The 19,868-nt window shown below is 74.6% G+C and carries 15 protein-coding genes and 1 tRNA gene; 7 read left to right on the top strand and 9 right to left on the bottom strand.

The window, feature by feature from the left end; genetic code table 11:
* Positions 1-132: 132 nt before the first annotated feature.
* The 3 genes from AC3WUG_RS00280 to AC3WUG_RS00270 form a co-directional block, all read right to left on the bottom strand.
* Positions 133-342 carry a hypothetical protein gene (locus AC3WUG_RS00280; protein WP_492325798.1) on the bottom strand — a complete coding sequence of 70 codons (210 nt, stop codon included), beginning with the start codon at positions 340-342 and terminating at the stop codon, positions 133-135.
* A gap of 47 nt (positions 343-389) precedes the next feature.
* Complete coding sequence (locus tag AC3WUG_RS00275; RefSeq protein WP_492325797.1) at positions 390-1,031, bottom strand: hypothetical protein; 642 nt, start codon at positions 1,029-1,031, stop codon at positions 390-392.
* A gap of 126 nt (positions 1,032-1,157) precedes the next feature.
* A complete protein-coding gene (locus AC3WUG_RS00270; RefSeq protein ID WP_492325796.1) occupies positions 1,158-2,441 on the bottom strand; it encodes a low temperature requirement protein A in 1,284 nt (427 codons plus the stop codon).
* 164 nt (positions 2,442-2,605) lie between these two features.
* Here AC3WUG_RS00270 and AC3WUG_RS00265 point away from each other — a divergent pair, with 164 nt between their 5' ends.
* From AC3WUG_RS00265 to AC3WUG_RS00255, 3 genes are all read left to right on the top strand, one after another.
* Positions 2,606-3,598, top strand: coding sequence for a LacI family DNA-binding transcriptional regulator (locus AC3WUG_RS00265; RefSeq protein WP_492325795.1), 993 nt, complete (start codon positions 2,606-2,608; stop codon positions 3,596-3,598).
* Positions 3,599-3,708: 110 nt separating this feature from the next.
* Complete coding sequence (arfA, locus tag AC3WUG_RS00260; RefSeq protein WP_492325794.1) at positions 3,709-5,226, top strand: arabinosylfuranosidase ArfA; 1,518 nt, start codon at positions 3,709-3,711, stop codon at positions 5,224-5,226.
* A gap of 109 nt (positions 5,227-5,335) precedes the next feature.
* Positions 5,336-5,710, top strand: coding sequence for a hypothetical protein (locus AC3WUG_RS00255; RefSeq protein WP_492325793.1), 375 nt, complete (start codon positions 5,336-5,338; stop codon positions 5,708-5,710).
* A 29-nt stretch (positions 5,711-5,739) separates the two neighbouring features.
* On the opposite strand, the gene AC3WUG_RS00250 is transcribed toward AC3WUG_RS00255, so the two are convergent.
* Entirely contained in the window at positions 5,740-5,892 is a 153-nt protein-coding gene (locus AC3WUG_RS00250; protein ID WP_218704816.1) for a hypothetical protein, read from the bottom strand.
* Between the two features lie 252 nt (positions 5,893-6,144).
* Between AC3WUG_RS00250 and AC3WUG_RS00245 the strand changes: the two genes are divergently transcribed.
* Complete coding sequence (locus AC3WUG_RS00245; protein WP_492325792.1) at positions 6,145-8,274, top strand: serine hydrolase domain-containing protein; 2,130 nt, start codon at positions 6,145-6,147, stop codon at positions 8,272-8,274.
* 112 nt (positions 8,275-8,386) lie between these two features.
* Here the strand turns inward: AC3WUG_RS00245 and AC3WUG_RS00240 are convergent, their stop codons facing one another.
* The 5 genes from AC3WUG_RS00240 to AC3WUG_RS00220 form a co-directional block, all read right to left on the bottom strand.
* On the bottom strand, positions 8,387-9,850 hold the full coding sequence (locus AC3WUG_RS00240; RefSeq protein WP_492325791.1) for a glycoside hydrolase family 1 protein: 1,464 nt from the start codon (positions 9,848-9,850) through the stop codon (positions 8,387-8,389).
* Entirely contained in the window at positions 9,847-11,793 is a 1,947-nt protein-coding gene (locus AC3WUG_RS00235) for a glucose PTS transporter subunit IIA (protein ID WP_492325790.1), read from the bottom strand. The genes AC3WUG_RS00240 and AC3WUG_RS00235 overlap by 4 nt, the downstream gene beginning before the upstream one ends.
* Positions 11,794-11,854: 61 nt before the next feature.
* Positions 11,855-12,616, bottom strand: a complete 762-nt coding sequence (locus AC3WUG_RS00230; RefSeq protein WP_492325789.1) for a PRD domain-containing protein — start codon at positions 12,614-12,616, stop codon at positions 11,855-11,857.
* 38 nt (positions 12,617-12,654) lie between these two features.
* Positions 12,655-14,820, bottom strand: a complete 2,166-nt coding sequence (locus AC3WUG_RS00225; protein WP_492325788.1) for a DEAD/DEAH box helicase — start codon at positions 14,818-14,820, stop codon at positions 12,655-12,657.
* Positions 14,821-15,068: 248 nt separating this feature from the next.
* A tRNA-Arg gene (locus AC3WUG_RS00220) sits at positions 15,069-15,141 on the bottom strand.
* Between the two features lie 339 nt (positions 15,142-15,480).
* On the opposite strand from AC3WUG_RS00220, the gene AC3WUG_RS00215 reads away from it, so the two are divergent.
* The 3 genes from AC3WUG_RS00215 to AC3WUG_RS00205 all read left to right on the top strand — a co-directional run bounded on the left by AC3WUG_RS00215 (position 15,481) and on the right by AC3WUG_RS00205 (position 19,730).
* Positions 15,481-16,374: a ribokinase gene (locus tag AC3WUG_RS00215; RefSeq protein ID WP_492325787.1), complete on the top strand. Its 894-nt coding sequence runs from the start codon at positions 15,481-15,483 to the stop codon at positions 16,372-16,374.
* A 100-nt stretch (positions 16,375-16,474) separates the two neighbouring features.
* Positions 16,475-16,849 carry a hypothetical protein gene (locus AC3WUG_RS00210; RefSeq protein WP_492325786.1) on the top strand — a complete coding sequence of 125 codons (375 nt, stop codon included), beginning with the start codon at positions 16,475-16,477 and terminating at the stop codon, positions 16,847-16,849.
* 241 nt (positions 16,850-17,090) lie between these two features.
* Positions 17,091-19,730 (top strand): metallophosphoesterase, encoded by a 2,640-nt coding sequence (locus tag AC3WUG_RS00205; RefSeq protein ID WP_492325785.1) that lies wholly within the window; start codon positions 17,091-17,093, stop codon positions 19,728-19,730.
* The last annotated feature ends 138 nt before the right edge of the window (positions 19,731-19,868 follow it).

Here is a 19,868-nt window from a genome sequence, read left to right as displayed (position 1 = left end):
GACCGGACGCTCAAGTGCGACCAGGATGGCCTGCGACGCCGACTGACCGCGGTGCACGAGTGCCCGAGGTCCTGGCCGTCGACCGCGGTACGGCGGAGGGCTGATCGAGCGCGCCCTCCGCCGTCCCGCGAGTCAGCGGCATCTGGACGACTGCCGCGACAAGCTCGCCACGACCAGGCCGCCCACCAGCAGCGTGCAACCCAGCACCGTCAGCGTCATCGACAGCCGGTTGACCACGGCAGCCCCGACGGCACCGAACCACCCTCCGCTGGACAGGTGCAGGGTGAGAAGCACGTCGGGGACGAACGCGAGCCCGGTGACGAGCACCCCAGCGACGAGCAACGGAATGCCCGGCCGACCCCAGACGCGCACGGCTGCTCGGTTCCCGGCTACGACGACCACCTCACCGAGATCGACAGCGGCACGCTGAGGCTCTGCGCGCGGAACGCGGGATTGCCAAGCACGTTCCCCCAGTGGACGCTCCCGCCGGTGTTGGTCCCGCAGCTCACCGAGTACCACGTGGGAACCGCCTGCGACGTGAAGCCTCGGCCTTGCCCGCATGCCCGCGGGGCGTTGATCCCGACCCCACCGGTGTTCCACACGTAGCCCCGGTAGTAGCCAGGCGATCCGAAGACCACGGAGCCACAGGTGCTCGCCGGGCCGAACGACCCGGTTCCTGGAGCCAGGGCGGAACCGGAACAGAGTGCCCGCGAATTCCGCACCGCCCTCGTGACCTCAGGGTCCTGCCCCTCCACGAGCGTTCCGTCGGGGTACACGATCGGCATGCCGATCTGGTACGACTCGTCGATCGTGACGTCGGAGAGCTGGACGATCTCGGGCAACGACGCAATGACGTCAAGCGGAACGTCCGGGTTGGCGATCGCCACAGGAAGCTCGGCGAGGTCAACCGCGACAGGTTCTTCAACGACGGCGTCGGCACTCGCGCCCGGCGCTGCTCCTACGAGACCGGCCGTAGCAAGCGCGGTGATCGCCCAGCCGGCCACTGACCTCTTGTTCTTCAACACAGCCACTCCCATCGTCGAGCGAATCGGGATGCGGCTGAGTTCCGACCGTATCGCCACCGACAGGGGCGGATCTAGACCTCCCGCGTACCGTGACGCGGCTGTGACCGGCCCGGCGAGCGCGCGTCCTCCAGATCAGTTCGGAGAGACGGCCCTCGTGTCACCGCCCCGCCCGGACTGCCCTTCCCGGACCGCCCGACCCGCCCACGCGTGCCCGACGACGGTCACCCACGGCGTCGCCGCGAGCACGAGCAGGCACCACACCAGGGCGACACCAGCGGCCGCCAGCGCCACGCTCGCCAGCACCACCACCGCCGACACCCCGACGAGCACCACGTGGAACCGGTCGTGCGCCCGGCTCAGCACGGCGAACAGCGCGTAGAACGTCCCGACGTACACCGCGACCGGCACTGCGACGGTGAGCGCCGTCCCCACGGCGGACAGCGAGCTCTCCCCCTGCAGGTAGAACGCCCCCGCGTGCAGGCCGCCGCCGATCGCGATGATCGCCCCGAACAGCACGATGTGCCCGTACCCCCAGGTGAACGACCGGCGGCTGCGCGCGGCCAGCAGCTCGCCGCTCGGCATCACGTCGTACGCCCACCACAGCCCGAACGTGAGCGCCACGCCCGCGAGCCCGAGCAGCGCCGTCTCGACGGTCCAGCCGGACTCCTCGATGAGCGCCGCCAGCGCGAACGTCGTGCCGGTCAGCCCCTCGCCCACGGCGATGATCACGACCAGCCCGTACCGCTCGGCGATGTGGTGCGGGTGCCACGGGGTGCCGCCGTGCACGCGCTCCGCGACGACCGGCCCGATCGCCTCCAGCATCATCAGCGGGACCACGCAGGCGAGGGACACGACCGTCGGCAGGTCGAGCAGCGCGATCGTCACCCAGCCGGCCTGCGCCACGAGCAGCGTCCCGATGAAGACGGCGACGCTCGGTCGGCGTTCCGGGTCGGCCAGGGCGGCGCGGCTCCACTGCAGCACCATCGGCACGCGCATGACGACGAACCCGAGCACCAGCACCTTGTTGTCCAGGTGCTCCCCCGCGGCCAGCGACTCGAACATCGGCGGGACGCCCAGCGCCAGGATCAGCACGCCGACCATCTGCACCATCGTGGTGAGCCGGAACAGCCAGTCGTCGGTGTCGTACGCCGAGGCGAACCACGTGAAGTTGATCCAGGCCCAGGACACGGCGAACGTCGCGAACGAGAAGCCGATGATCGCCGGGCCGACGTGGCCGTCCGCGACCAGGACGGCGAGCTCCTCCGCGGTGCGGCCGAAGGCGATGACGAAGGTGAGGTCGAACAGCAGCTCGAGCGGGGTGGCGGCGCGGCGCTCCTCGCGGGGGTCGCGGCCGGTCATGCGGATGCGCAGCGGGGCGACCCGGGACTGGGTGATCGGTGCAGCGGGCCTCGTCACCCGACGGATCGTGCCACGCCGACCCGCCGCCGAGAACGGGAGTCCGACGTCGAACCGCGGGACTGCGTCGCCGGTAGCATCGGCGCGACGAAGCCGCGCGCGGCGGCCCGACGCCGTCGCACGGTCACCTGCCCGGCGGATGCCCGACGACGAGAGGACCGCCCATGGCACGCGTCCGCCTCGCCGACGTCGCCGAGCGCGTGGGCGTCAGCACCAAGACGGTGTCCAACGTCGTGAACGGCACCGGCTGGGTCAGCGCCCCCGTGCGCGAGCGCGTCCTCGCGGTCATCGCCGAGCTCGGCTACCGCCCGAACCTCGCCGCCCGCCAGCTGCGCAGCGGACGGAGCGGGCTCATCGCCCTGTGCGTGCCGAGCCTGCGCGAGCCGTACTTCGCCGAGTTCGCCTCCGAGTTCGTCACCGCCGCGGAGTCCCGCGGGGCGACGGTGCTGGTCACCCAGTCGAAGGGCACCCGCGAGGTCGAGCTGTCGATGCTGGAGTCCGAGGACCTGCCCGCGATCGACGGCCTGGTGTTCAGCCCGCTGCGGCTCACCCGGGACGACATGGCGGCGCGGCGGAGCACCGTCCCGCTCGTCCTCATCGGCGAGCACGGCGAGGGCCTGGCGTCCGACACCGTCCCGCACGTCGGCCCGGACAACGCCGCGGCGGCCGAGACCGCGACGCGGCACCTCATCGACCAGGGCCGGACGCGGATCGCGGCGGTCGGGTTCCAGCCCGGCGACGGGGGCTCGACGGGCCACGTGCGGTTCGAGGGCTACCGGCGCGCGCTCGCCGCCGCGGGGATCCCGCTGGACCCGGCGCTGCTGGTCGAGGTCGACGCGTACAACCGGGCCGAGGGGTCCGCGGCCGTCGAGCAGCTGCTGGCGGACGGCGTCGACTTCGACGGGGTGTTCTGCTTCAACGACTCGCTGGCGTTCGGGGCGCTCTACACGCTCGGGGTGCACCGGGTCCCGGTGCCGGAGAAGGTCGCGGTTGTCGGGTACGACAACATCGAGGAGGGCGGGTTCCTGGTCCCGCCGCTGACCACGATCGACCCGGGCCTGGCGACGTCGACCGGGCTGATCCTGGACCTGCTCGTCGGCGAGCGCCGCGGCGAGGGCGGCCACATCGGCACGCCGTTCCACCTCGTCGAGCGCTGACCTCTCGCCCGCGCCTCTCGGGACGCACGGGGCTCAGTTCAACGATGGACTACAGTGGGCGTCGCCGCCGTAGTTCAACGCTGAACGCATCTCGACGAAGGGTCTTCCCCATGCACTCCGCCACCGTCGTCATCGACCCCGCCTTCACGGTCGCCCCGGTCCGCCGCGGCACCTTCGGCACGTTCGTCGAGCACCTGGGTCGGTGCGTCTACACGGGCATCTTCGAGCCCGGCCACCCCACCGCCGACGCGAACGGGTTCCGCGGCGACGTGCTCGCCCTCGCCCGCGAGATGGGCATCTCCACCGTGCGCTACCCGGGCGGCAACTTCGTGTCGGGCTACAACTGGGAGGACGGCGTCGGCCCGGTCGAGGACCGTCCGGAGCGGCTCGACCTGGCGTGGCACTCGACCGAGACCAACGCGTTCGGGCTGCACGAGTTCATGGCCTGGACCAAGGCCGCCGGCGCCGAGCCGATGATGGCGGTCAACCTCGGCACCCGCGGGCTGCCCGAGGCGCTCGACCTGCTGGAGTACGCCAACCAGCGCCGTGGCTCCGCCCGTGCCGAGCAGCGCCGCGCCAACGGCGCCGACGAGCCGTTCGGCATCTCGTTCTGGTGCCTCGGCAACGAGATGGACGGCCCCTGGCAGCTCGGCCACAAGACCGCCCGCGAGTACGGCCGCCTCGCCGCGGAGACCGGCCGCGGCATGCGGCAGATGTTCCCCGACCTGACGCTGGTCGCCTGCGGGTCGTCGGGCTCGGGCATGCCGACGTTCGGCACCTGGGAGCGCGAGGTGCTCGAGGAGTGCTACGACCAGGTCGACCTCATCTCGGCGCACGCGTACTACCACGAGCAGGACGGCGACCTCGGCTCGTTCCTGGCGTCGGCGCAGGACATGGACCACTTCGTGGCGACCGTCGCGGCGACGGCGGACGCGGTGGGCGCGGCGCGCAAGACCGACAAGCGGATCAACATCTCGTTCGACGAGTGGAACGTCTGGTACCACGAGAACGACGACGCGCTCCCCAAGGGCGAGGACTGGCCGGTCGCCCCGCGGCTGGAGGAGGACGTCTACACCGTCGCCGACGCGGTGGTCGTCGGGAACCTGCTCATCTCGCTGCTGCGGAACTCGGACCGGGTGCACTCCGCGAGCCAGGCGCAGCTGGTCAACGCCCTCGCGCCGATCATGACCGAGCCGGGCGGCCCGGCCTGGCGGCAGACGACGTTCCACCCGTTCGCGCTGACCTCGAAGTACGCGCGGGGCGAGGTGCTGCGGGTGGCCGTGGACGCGCCGACGTACGAGAACGCGCGGTTCGGGGAGTCGGCGCTGGTGGACGCGGTGGCGACGTACGACGCGTCGACCGGGGACGTGGCGCTGTTCGCGGTGAACCGGGCCATCGACGCGCCGACCACGCTGCGGGTCGACCTGCGGGGCGTCGGGGCGGTCGAGGTCGTGGAGGCGCTGACCTACGCGCACGACGACGTGCACTGGCGCGCGACGCAGGAGGACGCGGAGACGGTGCTGCCGCGCGCGAACGCGAGCGCCGAGGTCGGCGAGGACGGCGTCCTCACGGTCGAGCTGCCGGCGGTGTCCTGGTCGGTCCTGCGCCTGCGCGGCGCGGGCGCCTGACGACGGGCTCAGCGCCGCGCCTACGGCTTCCGGCCCGGCCCACGCCGATCTCGTGCGGCCGGGCCGGAAACCGTAGGAGTCCGCGCGACCTCGTCGCTACCCTGGCGCGATGCTGCCCGCGGACTGGATCGAGCACCGGCGCGCCGACGACCGCGAGCTGCTGGGCTGGATCCGCCCGGCGGGCGCGGAGTTCGTCGCGGTCGACCGGCTCGGGCGCGACGTCACCGGCGCCGTCGACTGGCTCGCCGCCGAGGAGGCCCTCGACGAGCGGGGGTTGCGGTGGCTCGCCGAGCGGTGGTCGCTGACCCTCGACGACGGCACCGAGCAGCGCGTGCGGTTCGCGGAGGTCAGCCCGGATCGGGTGGTGGTCGTCGCGGAGCAGTGGGGCGCGGTGCTCCCGGGCGCGCCGACCTGGACGCTGCCGTTCCCGGCGCCGGACACGCTGCGCCCGTTCGAGGGCGACGCGCACGTGTACGACGCCTGACCTCGCGGGCGCGGCGCCCGGTCGGCCTCTCAGGCGCGGCCGGTGGCCCCGCCCCGCTTGGTGACCCGCCCCAGCAGCTCCTTGGCCTTGCGCTGGTTCTCGGGCTTGGACATCTCCCGGATCGCGACCTGCGCCGCCTTGGCCACGACCGCGCTCTTCAGCAGCTTGCCGACGTATCCCATGTCGTGCCTCCGATGGTTCGAGGGAGCGGCGACCGTAACCCGCCCCGCGGCCGACCGCCCGGCGAGCGACCGGCGCCACCGCGACCGCCGGAACCTCCCCCCTCCGGCGCAGCGTTGCGCCCAAAGGCGCAACCTGCGGACCCCGCCCCACGCCCGATGTGCCGCGCCGGGCCGGTCACGAGGCTGGAGGTGCAGGCCAGGGGTGCCGCCACCGGGATCGCCCGGACACCGCCCGGCCGCGAGGAGGCCGCCGTGCGCACCATCGACCGCGCGACCACACCCGGCGACGAGACCGCCGCACCGTCCGATCGTCGGCGCCCGGCCCGCCGCGGCACCGTCGCCGCCGCGCTCGCCGGAGCCGCCCTGCTCGCGGGGCTCACCGCGTGCGCCCCGGCCGCCCCGGCGCCGACCCCGGCGCCTGCGCCCGAGGCACCGGTCGCCGGCACCGCGCCCGAGGCTCCGGCCGATCCCGCGGACCCCGCCGCCGACCCCGGCGCCCCGCCCGACAGCCTCGCGACCCCCGTGCCCCCCGCGCTCACCCGCACCGACGTCGACGCCTGGCTCGACGGCTTCCTGCCCGCCGCCCTGGAGCGCACCGACATCCCGGGCGCCGCCGTCGCGGTCGTGCACGACGGCGAGGTCGTCACGACCCGCGGCTACGGCTGGGCCGACACCGGGACGGAGTCCGGCGAGGCGGTCCCCGTCGACCCCGACCGCACGCTGTTCCGCCCCGGGTCCGTGTCGAAGCTCGTCACCGCGACCGCGGTCATGCAGCTGGTGGAGTCCGGCGACGTGGACCTGGACACCGACGTGTCGGCATACGTCGACATCGACGTCCCGCGGTCGTTCGACGACCCGATCACGCTGCGCCACCTGCTCACGCACACCGCCGGGTTCGAGGAGCGGATCCGCGGGCTGATCGGCGCCGAGGGGACGCCCGTCGACCTGCGCGCCGCGCTCGCCACCGACCCGCCCGAGCAGGTCTACCGGCCCGGGACCGTGCCCGCGTACTCGAACTACGGCAACGCGCTGGCCGGGTACGTCGTCGAGCGGGTGAGCGGCCAGCCGTTCGAGCAGTACGTCCAGGAGCACGTCCTCGAGCCCGCCGGGATGACGACCGCGACGTTCGACCAGCCGGTGGCCGACGACCTGCGCGACCGCCTGGCGCTCGGGTACGGCACGGCGTCCGGCCCGGCGACGGGGTTCGAGGTCGTCGGGGTGCCGCCCGCCGGTGCCCTGTCGGCGTCGGCCGCGGACATGGCGCGGTTCATGCTCGCGCTGCTCGGCGAGCCCGCCACCGGCGAGCAGGTGCTGGACGCGGACACGCTCGCCCTGATGCAGGCGCCTGCGCTCGACGAGGACGACCTCGGCACGCTCGCCGGCGGCGCCCGGATGGGGCTCGGGTTCTTCCAGGAGGACCGCAACGGGCACCGGATCGTGGGCCACGGCGGCGACACCAACGCGTTCCACTCGCACCTGCAGCTGTACCCGGACGAGCGCACCGGCGTCTTTGTCAGCGTGAACGGTTCCGGCGCGGGCGCGCTCGACAGCCTGGAGCTGCGCGAGCAGCTGATGCACGGCTTCGCGGACCGCTACTTCCCGCCGACCGACGCCAACGACGCCAACGGCCCCACCGCCGTCGACGCCCACACCGCCCGCGCGCACGCCGCCGCCCTCGCCGGCGCGTACACCGACTCCCGGGCCATGCGCAGCACGTTCCTGCACACCACCGAGCTGCTCGCGGTCACCCACGTCACCGCCGAAGACGACGGCCGCGTGCTGGTCGCGCCCGGCCCGCTGACGGACCGCCCGGTCCTGTACGAGGAGGTCGAGCCGTGGGTGTGGCAGGAGGTCGGCGGCCAGCGGACCATCGCCGCGCGCGCCGAGGACGGCCGGGTCACGGCCATCGGGTACGACTCCGCGTTCACGCTGCTGCCCGCGGGCGCGGCGACGGGCGTGGCGCTGCCGGCGCTGGGCGTCGCGACCGCGGTGCTGCTGGTGGGCGCGCTGGCCGGTCCGGTGGCCGCGCTGGTCCGCCGCATCCGGCACCGTGCCCCGCGCGACGCCGCCGGGCGTCCCGCCCGGGTGCTGACCCGGGTCGCCGCGGCGAGCGCCGTGCTCGCCGTCGCCGGCTGGGCGGTCGCGATCACGACGATCATGGGGCTGGTCGACCTGCCCGAGGGCGGCCTGCGCGTGCTGCAGGTGCTGCAAGGGGTCGGCATCCTCGGGCTCGTGCCGGCGACGGTCCGCGTGGTCGGCGACGTCCGGCGGCGCGCCGGCGGGTGGCGGGTGGCCGGCGGGGTGCTGGTGCTGCTCGCGCTGGGCGTCGTGGCGTGGTTCGCGGTGACGTACCGGCTGGTCGCGCCGGGCCTGTCGTACTGAGCGCCCGGGGCCCGCGACGCACGAACCCTACGGTTTCCGGCCGAGCCACCCGCGACAGGCGGTGGGCTCGCCGGAAACCGTAGGGCTCGCGGCCGCGGCCGCGGCGGGCGCGTCAGCCGCGCAGCGACGCCCCGTTCGTCCGGATGACCTCCTGGTACCAGTCGAACGACGCCTTCGGCGTGCGGGCCAGCGTGCCGCGCCCCTCGTCGTCCTGGTCCACGTGGATCAGCCCGTACCGCTTGGACATCTGCGACGTCGACGCCGCGATGATGTCGAGCCCGCCCCAGGCGGTGTACCCGAGCACCTCGACGCCGTCCTCGATGGCCTCGCCGATCTGCTCGATGTGCGTCTTCAGGTAGTGGATCCGGTACGGGTCCTCGACCCGCCCGTCCGGCCCGACCTCGTCCTTGGCGCCCAGCCCGTTCTCCACGACGAACAGCGGCACCTGATAGCGGTCCCACATGTCCCGCAGGGCGATCCGCAGGCCGACCGGGTCGTGGTGCACGCCCCAGTCGGTGACCTCCAGGTGCGGGTTGCGGATGCTGGAGAAGATGTTGCCGCCCGTGATGCCGTACTTCGACGGGTCGGCCGCCGACACCAGCGACATGTAGTAGCTGAACGACAGGAAGTCGACCGTGCCCGCGGCCAGCTCCTCCGCGTCGCCCTCCTCCACCGCCACGGTGATGCCCTTGCGGGCCAGCAGCCGCGGCACGAACGTCGGGTACGCGCCGCGCACCTGGACGTCGGTGTGCAGCAGGTTGAGGTCGTTCGCCTCCAGGGCCTCCAGCACGTCGTCGGGGGCGCTGGTCGCCGGGTAGTGCAGCATCCGGGCGAGCATGCAGCCGACCTTCGCCGTCGGGTCGATGCCCTTGATGATCCGCACGGCGCGGGCGCTGGCCACGAACTGGTGGTGCAGCGCCTGCCAGGCCTTGGCCTCGGTGTGCTCGCCCTCGCGGGTGACCACGCCGCCGCCGGTGTACGGCTCCAGCAGCGTCGTGTTGATCTCGTTGAACGTGAGCCAGTAGGTCACCAGCGGGTGCAGCTCGCGGACGACGGTCTCGACGTACCGGGTGTACAGGTCGATCACGCCGCGCTCGGACCAGCCGCCGCGGCCGTCGGCCACGAGCGCCAGCGGCATCTCGTAGTGCGACAGCGTGACGACCGGCTCGATGCCGTTGTCCCGCAGCCGGGTCAGCAGGTCCCGGTAGTAGTCGATCCCGGCCTGGTTCGGCTCCGCGTCGTCGCCGTGCGGGAAGATCCGGGTCCAGGCGATCGAGAGGCGCAGGGCCTTGATCCCGAGCTCGGCGAACAGCGCGATGTCCTCGCGGTACCGGTGATAGAAGTCGACGCCGTAGCGCTTCGGGTAGCCCTGGCCGCCGGCGACGGTCCGGGCGACGGCGATCTCCTCGTCCGAGGCGCGCATCAGGGCCTCGAGCGCGGTGTAGTTGCGCGCCTCCGGGGAGCGGAACGGCACGACGTCGGCGGTGGACAGGCCCTTGCCGTCGGCGCCGAAGCCGCCCTCGACCTGGTTGGCGGCGAACGCGGTGCCCCAGAGGAATCCGTCGGGGAAGGTCATCGGGCGGTCTCCAGTGCGTGCTCGAGGGTCTCGACGGCGAGCAGGCCGGCCCCGGCGCGGACGGTGCCCGCGGCGATCGGCTCGACGCCCGCGTACGCGGTCGCGTTCGTGACGACGACGACGGTGGTCGTGTCGTGGGTGGCCGCCACAGCGGGCAGGTCGACGGTCAGCAGCCGGTCGCCGACGGACACGCGGTCGCCGTCGGCGACGTGGGCGGTGAAGCCGCGGCCGCCGAGGTTCACGGTGTCGACTCCGACGTGCACCAGCACCTCGACGCCCTCGTCGGACCGCAGGCCCACGACGTGCTTGGTCGGGAACACCGTGACGACGGTGCCGGACACGGGGGCGACGACCTCGCCGTCGGTCGGCAGGACGCCGACGCCCTTGCCCATCGCGCCGCTCGCGAACGCGCCGTCGCCGACCTCGGACAGCGGGACGACGGTGCCGGCGACCGGCGAGGCGACGACCGGGCCGCCGTCCAGCGCGGCGGCCGCACCGGCCGCGCGGTCCGCGTCGGAGGGCGACGAGGCCACGCCGGTCGACCCGGCCGCGGCCGCGCCGCGGGTCAGCGGCGACTCGTCGAACCCGATGACCAGCACGGCCACGAACGAGGCGACGAACGCCACGGCCAGCGCCGCGACGGCCCAGCCGAACGTCTGCCCCGCGAGGCCGGGCAGCCCCGGCAGGCCGGAGTTGCCGACGAGCGCGTACGCCTGGGCGCCGAAGCCGAGCGAGATCGCGCCGCCCGCGGCGCCGCCGATCATCGAGGCCAGGAACACCCGGCGCATCGGGAGCAGCAGGCCGAACAGGCCCGGCTCGGTCACGCCCATGAGCGCGGTGAAGCCGGTCGACAGCGAGGTGGCGCGGACCGTGCGGGAGCGGGCGCGCAGCGCGACGCCGAACAGCGCGCCGGCGACGGAGAACACCTGGACGTAGGTCAGCGGCAGGAACGGGTCGCTGCCCAGCGAGGCCAGGTTGCCGAGGATGAACGGCACCAGGGCCGCGTGCATGCCGGTCATGATGATGAGCGACATCAGGCCGCCGAGCAGGATGCCCGAGAACACGCCGCCGTGGGTCAGCAGCCAGTTGAGGCCGCCGGAGATCTGCTCGCCGATGATCGCGCCGAGCGGGCCGAGCGCCACGAGGGTGATCGGGCCGACGACGACCATGCTGACCAGCGGGACGACGCTGAGGTGCAGCGCCTGCGGCAGGACCTTCTTCAGGCCGCGCTCGACCCAGGACAGCGCCCACACCGCCAGCAGCGACGGGATGACCGTGTACGAGTAGGTGGTCGCGGTGACCGGCACGCCGAGGAACGCCACCGGGTCGCCGGCCGACAGCAGGGTCACCAGGTTCGGGTAGACCAGCGCCGACGACAGCGCCGCGGCGACGAACACGTTCGTCTTGAACGTGCGGGCCGCGGAGATCGCGATCATCACCGGCAGGAAGTAGAAGAACGCGTCGCCGAGCGTGTAGAGCAGCTGGTAGGTCTGGGTCTCGGTCGACATCCAGCCGAGCCACACCGCGAGCGCGAGGAGGCCCTTGATCAGGCCCGCGCCGGCGATGGCCGGCAGCAGCGGCGGGAAGGTCTTCGACAGGAAGCCGAAGAACCGGTCCCGGATCGAGCCGCCCGAGGCCGCGGGGGCGCCGGCGGCGTCCACGTCGTCCGCGTTCGGGTCGTTCACCTTCGCCACGAGCCCCGGGTGGGTCTCCTTGACGGCGGCGAACACCTTCGGCACGTCGTTGCCGATGATGACCTGGAACTGCTGCCCGCTGTCGTTGATCGCCTGCACGGCGCCGACGGCGCGGACCGCCGCCTCGTCGACGCGCGCGCGGTCGACGAGCTGGAACCGCAGGCGGGTGACGCAGTGGTAGAGCGAGGTGATGTTGTCCTCGCCGCCGACCGCCGCGACGATCGCGGCAGCGTCCTTCTCGTATGTCACGGTGCTCTCCTGAGCTGTCCCCGCGGGTCGCCGGAGGGGCGCCGCGGGGTGGGAGGGGGTGTCAGAGCAGGTTCGACAGGTGCAGACCGAGGTAGGTCCGCTCCTGCAGCGTCATGACGTGTCCGTGGCGCTCCTCGACGACCGCCGCCACCTCGTCGACGACCGCGAACGCCCGGGGCTGCTGCTCCACGAGGAACGCGTGCAGCCGGGGGTCTCCGCCGTCCTCGACCTCGCCGTCGACGACCCGCTGCGCGAGGAAGCGCAGGTGGGTCGCGAACCGGAGGTAGGCGTGGCGCTCGTCGTCGTCCGCGATGGCCAGCTCCTCGCGCACGACGCCGAGGACGTCGCGCATGAACTCCATGAGCCGGGCGGTCTTCTCGGACGACCCGCCGACCGTCGCGTTCACGAAGTGCAGCGCGATGTTGACGGCCTCGTCGTCGGTGAAGGTCACCCCGAGGTGCTTGTTGAGGATCATCACGGCCGACCGCGCGAAGAGGTACTCCTCGCGGTGGATCGTGCGGACCTCGACGGCCAGCGGGTTCGCGAGGGAGATCCCCTCCCGCACCCGCTGCACGGCGTAGACGAGGTGGTCCGCCAGGGACGCGAAGATGCCGTCCCCGAACTCACGGCCCAGCGACCGGCGGGCGACCGTGACGATGTCGGCCGTGACCTGGAGGATCTCCGGCGGCACCGTGCCCACGATCGAGGCGAGGTGGTTGCCCACGGCGTCGTCGCGGATCCGGAAGACCGACTCCACGCGCTTCTCGTCGATCGTGTCGCCGGGCTTGCCCTGGAAGCCGATGGCCTTCCCGACCACGATCACGTCGCGCCCGGCTCGGGGCGCGCGCCGCGTCGGCGTGGTCAGGCCGCCGTGGCGCCGCCCTGCGCGGCGAGCGCGTCGGTCAGCAGCCCGACCAGCGCCTCCAGCTGCACGTCGGCGGCCGCGCCGTCCTCCACGTCGGCCCCGTCGAGCGCCCGCGCCGCGAGGCCGGACTTGCTGTCGATGAGCTCGGCGATCCGGGAGTCGACCGTCTGCGCGGCGATGACCCGCCACGCGGTGACCGGCTCGGACTGCCCGATGCGGTGGATGCGGTCGATCGCCTGGGTCTGCTCGGCGTCGGTCCAGGACAGCTCGGCGAGCACGAGGTTCGACGCGACCTGCAGGTTCAGCCCCACCCCCGCGGCGGTCAGCGAGCAGACGACGATCTGCACCTCGGGGTCCTCGACGAACGCCTTCACGTTCTTGTCGCGCTGCCGGGTGGTCTGGTCGCCGCGGATGGAGGCGTACGTGATGCCGCGCTCCGCGAACGCCTGCTCGGCGTGGTCCATCACGTCGACGTGCTTCGCGAAGAACACCACCTTGCCCACGTTCCGGGCCAGCTGGGCGGCGTAGTCGGCGGCCGGCGCGGCCTTGGCCTGCCCGATCCGGCGGACCATCGAGAACACGTTCTCGCCCTTGGCCTTGCCGCTGGAGTCCTTGAGCTCCGCGGCGGCGACCCGGCGGGCGATCTCGTGGTCGGTCCCCAGGACCAGGCCGGACTCCCGGGCCTCGACCGCGCTGCGGTACCGCTGCAGCAGCCGCTCGACGAGGGCGGCCTCGGCCTCGCGGATCGACCGGCCCGCGGCGCCGTCGAGCTCGACCAGCAGGTCGGCGACCCGGCGCGCCGGGATGTCCGCGACGACGTCGGCCTTGCGGCGGCGCACGATGCCCATGTCGATGACGCACTGCCGCGCCGCGACGGAGAACCCGCGGTCCGCCGGGGTCAGCCCGATGGCGTCGAGCGCCGTCATCAGCCGGCCGAGCGGCTTCTCGTCGTCGATCCAGCCGAGGTACTGCCAGATCGCCCGGAAGTCCTCGATGTCGTTGATCAGCGGGGTGCCGGTCAGGGCCATGAGCAGCGGACGGGCCGCGCGCTCGCGGATCTTCTCCGCGATCGACAGCACGTGCTGCGAGCGCTGCGAGCGCTTGTTCTTGATGAAGTGCGCCTCGTCGACGACCATCCCACGGAAGCCGTGCTCCCCCAGCCAGCCGACGTGCCGGTCCAGGATCTCGTAGTTCACGATCACGACGTCCGCGAACCCGTCGACCCGCTCCCCGTCGCCGTGCACGACCGTCGCGCGGCGCTCGGGTGTCCACAGCCCGACCTCGTGCGCCCAGTTCGTCTTGACGACGTTGGGGACGACGACCAGCAGCGGGTACGCGCCGGCGGTGCGGGCGGCGAGCAGGGCCTGGGCGGTCTTGCCGAGGCCGGGCTCGTCGGCGAGCAGGAACGTGCGGTGCCCCTCGGCGGCCGCGGTGACGACCTGCGCCTGGTGCGGCATGAGCTCCCGGCCGGGCGGCGTCGGCACGTGCGCGGGCTCGGGCAGCGGCATGCAGGCGGCGACGCCGTCGCCGGACTGCTCGAACGACCGGAACAGCGGCTCCAGCAGCTCCCACCCGGCCAGCCGGCGGGGCTTCGCGGCGACGCGCTCGGCGGCGGCCTCGAAGTCGGGGGCCAGGAACGGGTTCGCGAGCCGGCGGGAGATCACCGACTGCGGGACGACCTGGCGGTCGGCGCCCGGCGTGGGGGCGACCGGGGCGGGCGCCTCCTCGGGCTCCGGCTCCTCCGGGACGTCCATGCCGGCCGCGCGCTGGACGGTCGCCTTGTAGGCGCGGGCGGCGTCCGAGACCTTGGCGTCGTCGGCGAGCAGCGCCAGCAGCGACGTGTCCCGTGCGGCGATGCGGGCGAGCTGGGTCGCGACGCCGTCGAGCCGCTTCATCAGCTCCGTGCGCTTGGCCTGCGACAGCTCGGGGTCGGCCATCGCGCGGGCGCGCTCCTCGCGGACCAGCAGCGCCACGACCTGGAACTTCGTGCGAACGGCCGGCCGCACCGGCGAGCGCTGCACGGCCCCCTCGATCTCGCGCACCACCCCGGCGAGGACGGGGATCAGCCCCTGCTCGCTCGGGCGGGCGGTGCGGCGGCGCTGGCCGCCCGAGGCGGTGCTGCTGCCCCCGCGGGCGGGTCGGCGCTGGCCGGTTCGTGCCACTTCGTCTCCTTCGTGCCTGCGTGCCGCGGCGAGGGCACGCAGGCGTGGTGCCGTCGCCGCGCGGGTCCGGCGCGGACGCCGGGTGCGCGCGACGCGTCGCCGCGTGCGCCGCCCGCGGGCCCCGGGCTCGCGCCGGGGGCGGCGGGCGCCGGTGCTGCGGGCGCGCCGTGGGGCGTCCCCGCCTTGTCATGGCGGGGTGCCTCGGCGGACGACCGCGGGCCGCTGGCGGCGCACGCGGACGTCCGTTGTGCGCCTGGGCAGATTCGAACTGCCGACACCCGCTTTAGGAGAGCGGTGCTCTATCCACTGAGCTACAGGCGCGCCGCCGGGACCCTCGGGCCGACCGGCCGACCGCCGTCCCGCCGTCGGTTCGACGGGGCGGACGCGCCCACCCTACCGGGGCGGGACGCGGTGGCGCTCCGCCGCGCGGGGTGATCGCCCTCCGCCGGGCGGCCGCGAGGAGCTCCGGGGTGGGACCGGCCCGGCCGTCCGTCCGGATGCCCACCGGATTCTCGCGCCACCACCTGATCCATCAGGCGGCGGCGCGAGAATCCGCAGGGGATCCGGGCGGGGCGCCGGCCGTCCGCCACCCGCGGGCGCGCCCGGAGGGGCAGGATGGGCGGGCAGGCACCCGGGACCGCAGCGTGGGGGGAGACGGACGTGGCGCGAGACGTCGTCGTCGTGGGGTCGGTCAACGCGGACCTCATCGTGCAGGTCGAGCGCCACCCGCACCCCGGGGAGACCCTGCTCGGGCACACCTCGAGCGTCCTGCCCGGGGGCAAGGGCGCCAACCAGGCGGTCGCGGCCGCGCGGCTGGGCGCCGAGGTGGCGCTGGTCGCGGCGGTCGGCGACGACGTGAACGCCGGGATCGCCCTCGCCGGCCTGCGCGACGCCGGCGTCGACCTGACCCACGTCACCGAGATCGACGCGCCGACCGGCCTGGCCGTCGTGACCCTGTCGGACGACGCGGAGAACACGATCGTCGTGGTGCCGGGCGCCAACGCGTCGGTGTCGCCGCGGCTCGTGGACGCCGCCGCCGACCTCATCGCCGAGGCGCGGGTGTGCGTCGTGCAGGCCGAGATCCCGCTCGCCACCGTCGCGCACGTCGCGCGCGTGGCCGCCGCGGGCGGCACCCGGCTGCTGCTGAACGTCGCCCCCGCCGCCGAGCTCCCCCTCGAGACGGTGCGGACCGCCGACCCGCTGGTGGTCAACGAGCACGAGGCGGCGATCCTGCTCGGCCGGCGCGACCGGGAGCCCGCGGACGCCGCCGCCGAGCTCGCGGCGCAGGGCGTGCGGTCCGTCGTCGTCACCCTCGGGGCGGGCGGGGTCGTCGGCGTCGAGGACGGGGAGGCGTGGTCGCTGCCGGCGCGGCAGGTCGACGCGCTGGACACGACCGGGGCGGGCGACGCGTTCGTCGGCGCGCTCGCCGCGGGGATCGCGGACGGTCTGGCGGTCCGGCAGGCGGCGGCGCTGGCGACCCGGGTCGCGGCGGCCTCGGTGACCCGGCTCGGCGCGCAGCCGTCCTACCCGTGGCAGGGGGACGACCTGCCCTGACCGGCGGGGGCGGCTCCCCCCGCCGAGCACGCAGGAGGGGGCGAGGCGGGCAGGCCGCGCGCCGGCGCGGGCGGGACGGTCGCGCCGCTATCGTCGTCCGGTGCCCGAGACCCCCGACGCGCCCGGCCCCGACGGCGACGTCCCCGGGCTCACGGCCTGCGCGCTGTGCGCGGGCGAGACGCTCGGCGACGCCGACCCGCTGCCCGGCGGCCAGCTCGCCCGTCTGCGGGCGCTGGCGGGCCGCGGCGCCGCCCGGCTGACCGAGGTCGACTGCCTCGACGCGTGCGAGCGCGGCGACGTGGTCGTCGCGCGGCCGTCCGGGTCGTCCCGGCGGGCGGGCGCGGGGCCGGTGTGGTTCGAGCGGCTGTCCGGCGACGTCGACACCGCCGCCCTGGAGGCGTGGCTCCGCGAGGGCGGCCCGGGTCGCGGCCCGCTCCCGGCGCCCCTGCCCGCGCGCGTGATCCGGCGCGGCTGACCCGGGGCGCGCCACCCCGGCGCGCGTCACCGCGGCGCCCGCCACCCCGGCGCCCCCACCCCGGCGCCCCGACCGCGCACCGCCGCCGCCCACCCGGCGCACAGCCCGCCCCAGCCACCGTTTCACCCGCGGGCCACGCACGGGTCCGCGGGACGTCACGCGGTGTTCAGAACCGCTGGCCACGGTGGGTGCGGCGCGTCCGGACCGGCGCGCCCACCCCCACCCCACCGGAGACGCTCCCGTGCGACCTCACCCTGCCCCGACGCCCCCGCGCGCGTCGCGGCGCACCCCCGCCCGTGCCCTCGCGGCGGTCGCCACCGCGACCGCGGCCCTGGCCGGCACCCTGCTCGCCGCCGCCCCGCCGGCCGCGAGCGCCGCGGCCCCCGCCGCCCCGGCCGCCGCCGCCGCCCCGGCCGCGGCGTCGGACGAGCCCGGCTCGCGGTTCACCCTCGCCGTCCTGCCGGACACGCAGTTCTACTCGCGGTACTCGGCGGACCAGTTCCTCCCCCGCTACCGCACCGACCCGTTCCGGGAGCAGACGCGGTTCCTCGTGGAGCACGCCGACGAGCTCAACATCCCGTTCGTCACGCACCTCGGCGACGTCGTCGACCGCGTCGGGCAGACCGCGGAGTGGCAGGCGGCCGACGCCGCGATGCGGACGCTCGAGGAGGGCGGGCTGCCCTACTCGATCCTCCCGGGCAACCACGACGTGCGGAACTCGGACGACACCCTGGACGACACCGACTACGACCTCGCGAACGAGCCGTTCCTGCAGTACTTCGGTTCGGCGCGCGCGGCGTCCCAGGCGACCTACGGCGGCAGCGACCCGACCGGGCTGAGCCAGTACCACGTCTTCGAGGCCGAGGGTCAGGAGTTCATGGTGCTCGCGCTCGCCTGGCGGGTGTCGGACCAGACGATGCAGTGGGCGAAGGACGCGATGGCCGCGCACCCCGACGTCCCGGTCATCCTCACCACGCACTCGCTGCTCAACATCGGCCCCGACCAGACCTCGCCGCGGGACACGGAGTACGGCGAGGAGCTGTGGGACGAGCTGATCCGCGGAAGCGACCAGATCTTCCTCACGTTCAACGGCCACTTCCACGGCGCCACCCAGCACACCCGCACGAACGACTTCGGGCACTCGGTCACGAACGTGCTGATCGACTACCAGATGGCCTACGAGGGCGGGAACGGCTACCTCGGCCTGGTGGAGTTCGACCTCGCGCACGACACCCTGACGATGCAGACGGCGTCGCCCTGGGTGACCGCGAAGCCGCAGGAGACGCTGACCAGCTACGACCAGCCGTTCCTGGACGGCCCGAACCAGCGGTTCACGCTCGACCTCGACTTCTCCGAGCGGTTCGGCGGCTTCGACCCCGACTTCGGCCCCGGCGCGGGCGTCTGGCCGTCGCTGACCCAGCGGGCGCGCGACGTGCTGCTCGACGGCTTCGTCGGCCCCGACCCCGTCACCACGGAGCTGCCCGGCAACGCGCTCGACTTCGCGGAGGCCGAGGGCACCGTCGCGCACTGGCGCATGAACGGGCTCCCCACGGGCGTGCTGCCCGAGGGCGCGACGATCCCCGACGTGGCGGCGGGCAACGACCTGACCCGCGCGACGATCGCCGCCTCCGGCTCCGCCGAGGCCCAGCCGGGCGACGTGACGATCGTCCGAGACGACGTGCACGGCTACTCGTCCGACGGCGCCGCGGTGTGCTTCGCGAACTCGTCCGCGGCCCGGTTCAGCTACCTGACCACGGCCTCCGACGCGCCGGTCAACGCCGAGACGTTCCCGCAGGGCTACACGATCGAGACGTTCCTCCAGCTCGACCCGGCCTGGGACGCGGGCGTGAACGGCTGGTCGAAGGCCGTCGTCCGGTCAGGCGACCGCTCGCAGCTCCCGGGCATGCCGTGGTCGCAGTGGGACTACACGGCGTCCCCGGTGGCGCTCGGCATCTCGAACCTGCGCGAGTTCCAGTACACCGAGGTCCCGATCGCCACGGCCAAGGGCGACCGCACCGCGTGGTCCGGCGAGATCATGGTCGACAGCTGGTCGCACGTCGCGATCGTCAACGACCCGGCGTCGTCCACGACCACGATGTACGTCGACGGCGCCCCGGTGCTGCGCAACGCCACCGACACGCTCGGTCACTCGGTGCAGGCGGACATGCCCTGGCTGCTCGGGTCGGACTGGGTCGACGGCGCGGCGCGCAACGGCTGGAACGGCTGCATCGGCGAGACCCGGGTGATCGACCGGCCCACCGGCCCGGCGGAGTGGCTGACGCAGCGCGCGGACCTCACCGGGCTGGCCGTCACCGACGCGCCCGCCGGCGACCTCCCGGCCGGCGCCCAGGTCACGTCGCTGTCCGGCACCGGGTTCCCGGGCGCCGTGGTGCGGGTCGCGGACACCGCGAGCGCCCAGGGCGCCGAGGTCCGGACCGCCGCGCTGGCCGCGGTGGCCGCGGCGCCGGCCTCGCTCGCGGGCGAGACCGTCGTCGGCGCGGACGGCCGGTGGACGCTCGCGTACGCCGGGGCGCTGCCCGCCGGCGCCTACGCCGGGTCCGTCGTGCAGGCGCTCGGCGCGCGCGAGTCCGCGCCGGTCGGCGTGGCGTTCGCCATCGCGGCGGCGCCGGCACCGGGCGCGCCCGACCCGGTCGACCCGCCGGTCGGCGGCGGTGGCGGTGGCGGCACGGCCGGCGGCACCGGTGGCGGCACCGGCGCGGGGACCGGCACCGGCAGCACGTCCGCCGGCGGTCGCGGGTCGCTCGCGACGACGGGCGCCGAGGTGTCGGCCGCCGTCGCGGCGGCGCTCGCCCTGCTGGCGCTCGGGGCGGGCGGCGTGGCGCTGCGGCGCCGGGCGGTCCGCGGGGCGCAGGAGGACTGAGCCCCGGCCGCCGGGCGCGGTGGTGCGCGTCGGGCGCGTCAGCTCCGGCTGCGCGCCCGGCGACCGCCGACGCGCCCGGCGACGCACTCCCCCGGCGGCGCTCACCCCGACGGGGTGATCGCCGCCAGGGGTCCGCGG

It is taken from the genome of Cellulomonas sp. EB106-03-03-XG116 (genome assembly GCF_058792015.1).
Note: the sequence above shows the minus strand (reverse complement) of the source record. Positions and strands in the feature narration are given on the sequence as shown.

Bases quoted from the DNA above. Each gene is read 5' to 3' on its own strand.
- arfA (WP_492325794.1), top strand. From the start codon at position 3,709: ATGCACTCCGCCACCGTCGTCATCGACCCCGCCTTCACGGTCGCCCCG.
- AC3WUG_RS00240 (WP_492325791.1), bottom strand. From the start codon at position 9,850: ATGACCTTCCCCGACGGATTCCTCTGGGGCACCGCGTTCGCCGCCAAC.
- AC3WUG_RS00250 (WP_218704816.1), bottom strand. From the start codon at position 5,892: ATGGGATACGTCGGCAAGCTGCTGAAGAGCGCGGTCGTGGCCAAGGCG.
- AC3WUG_RS00265 (WP_492325795.1), top strand. From the start codon at position 2,606: ATGGCACGCGTCCGCCTCGCCGACGTCGCCGAGCGCGTGGGCGTCAGC.
- AC3WUG_RS00255 (WP_492325793.1), top strand. From the start codon at position 5,336: ATGCTGCCCGCGGACTGGATCGAGCACCGGCGCGCCGACGACCGCGAG.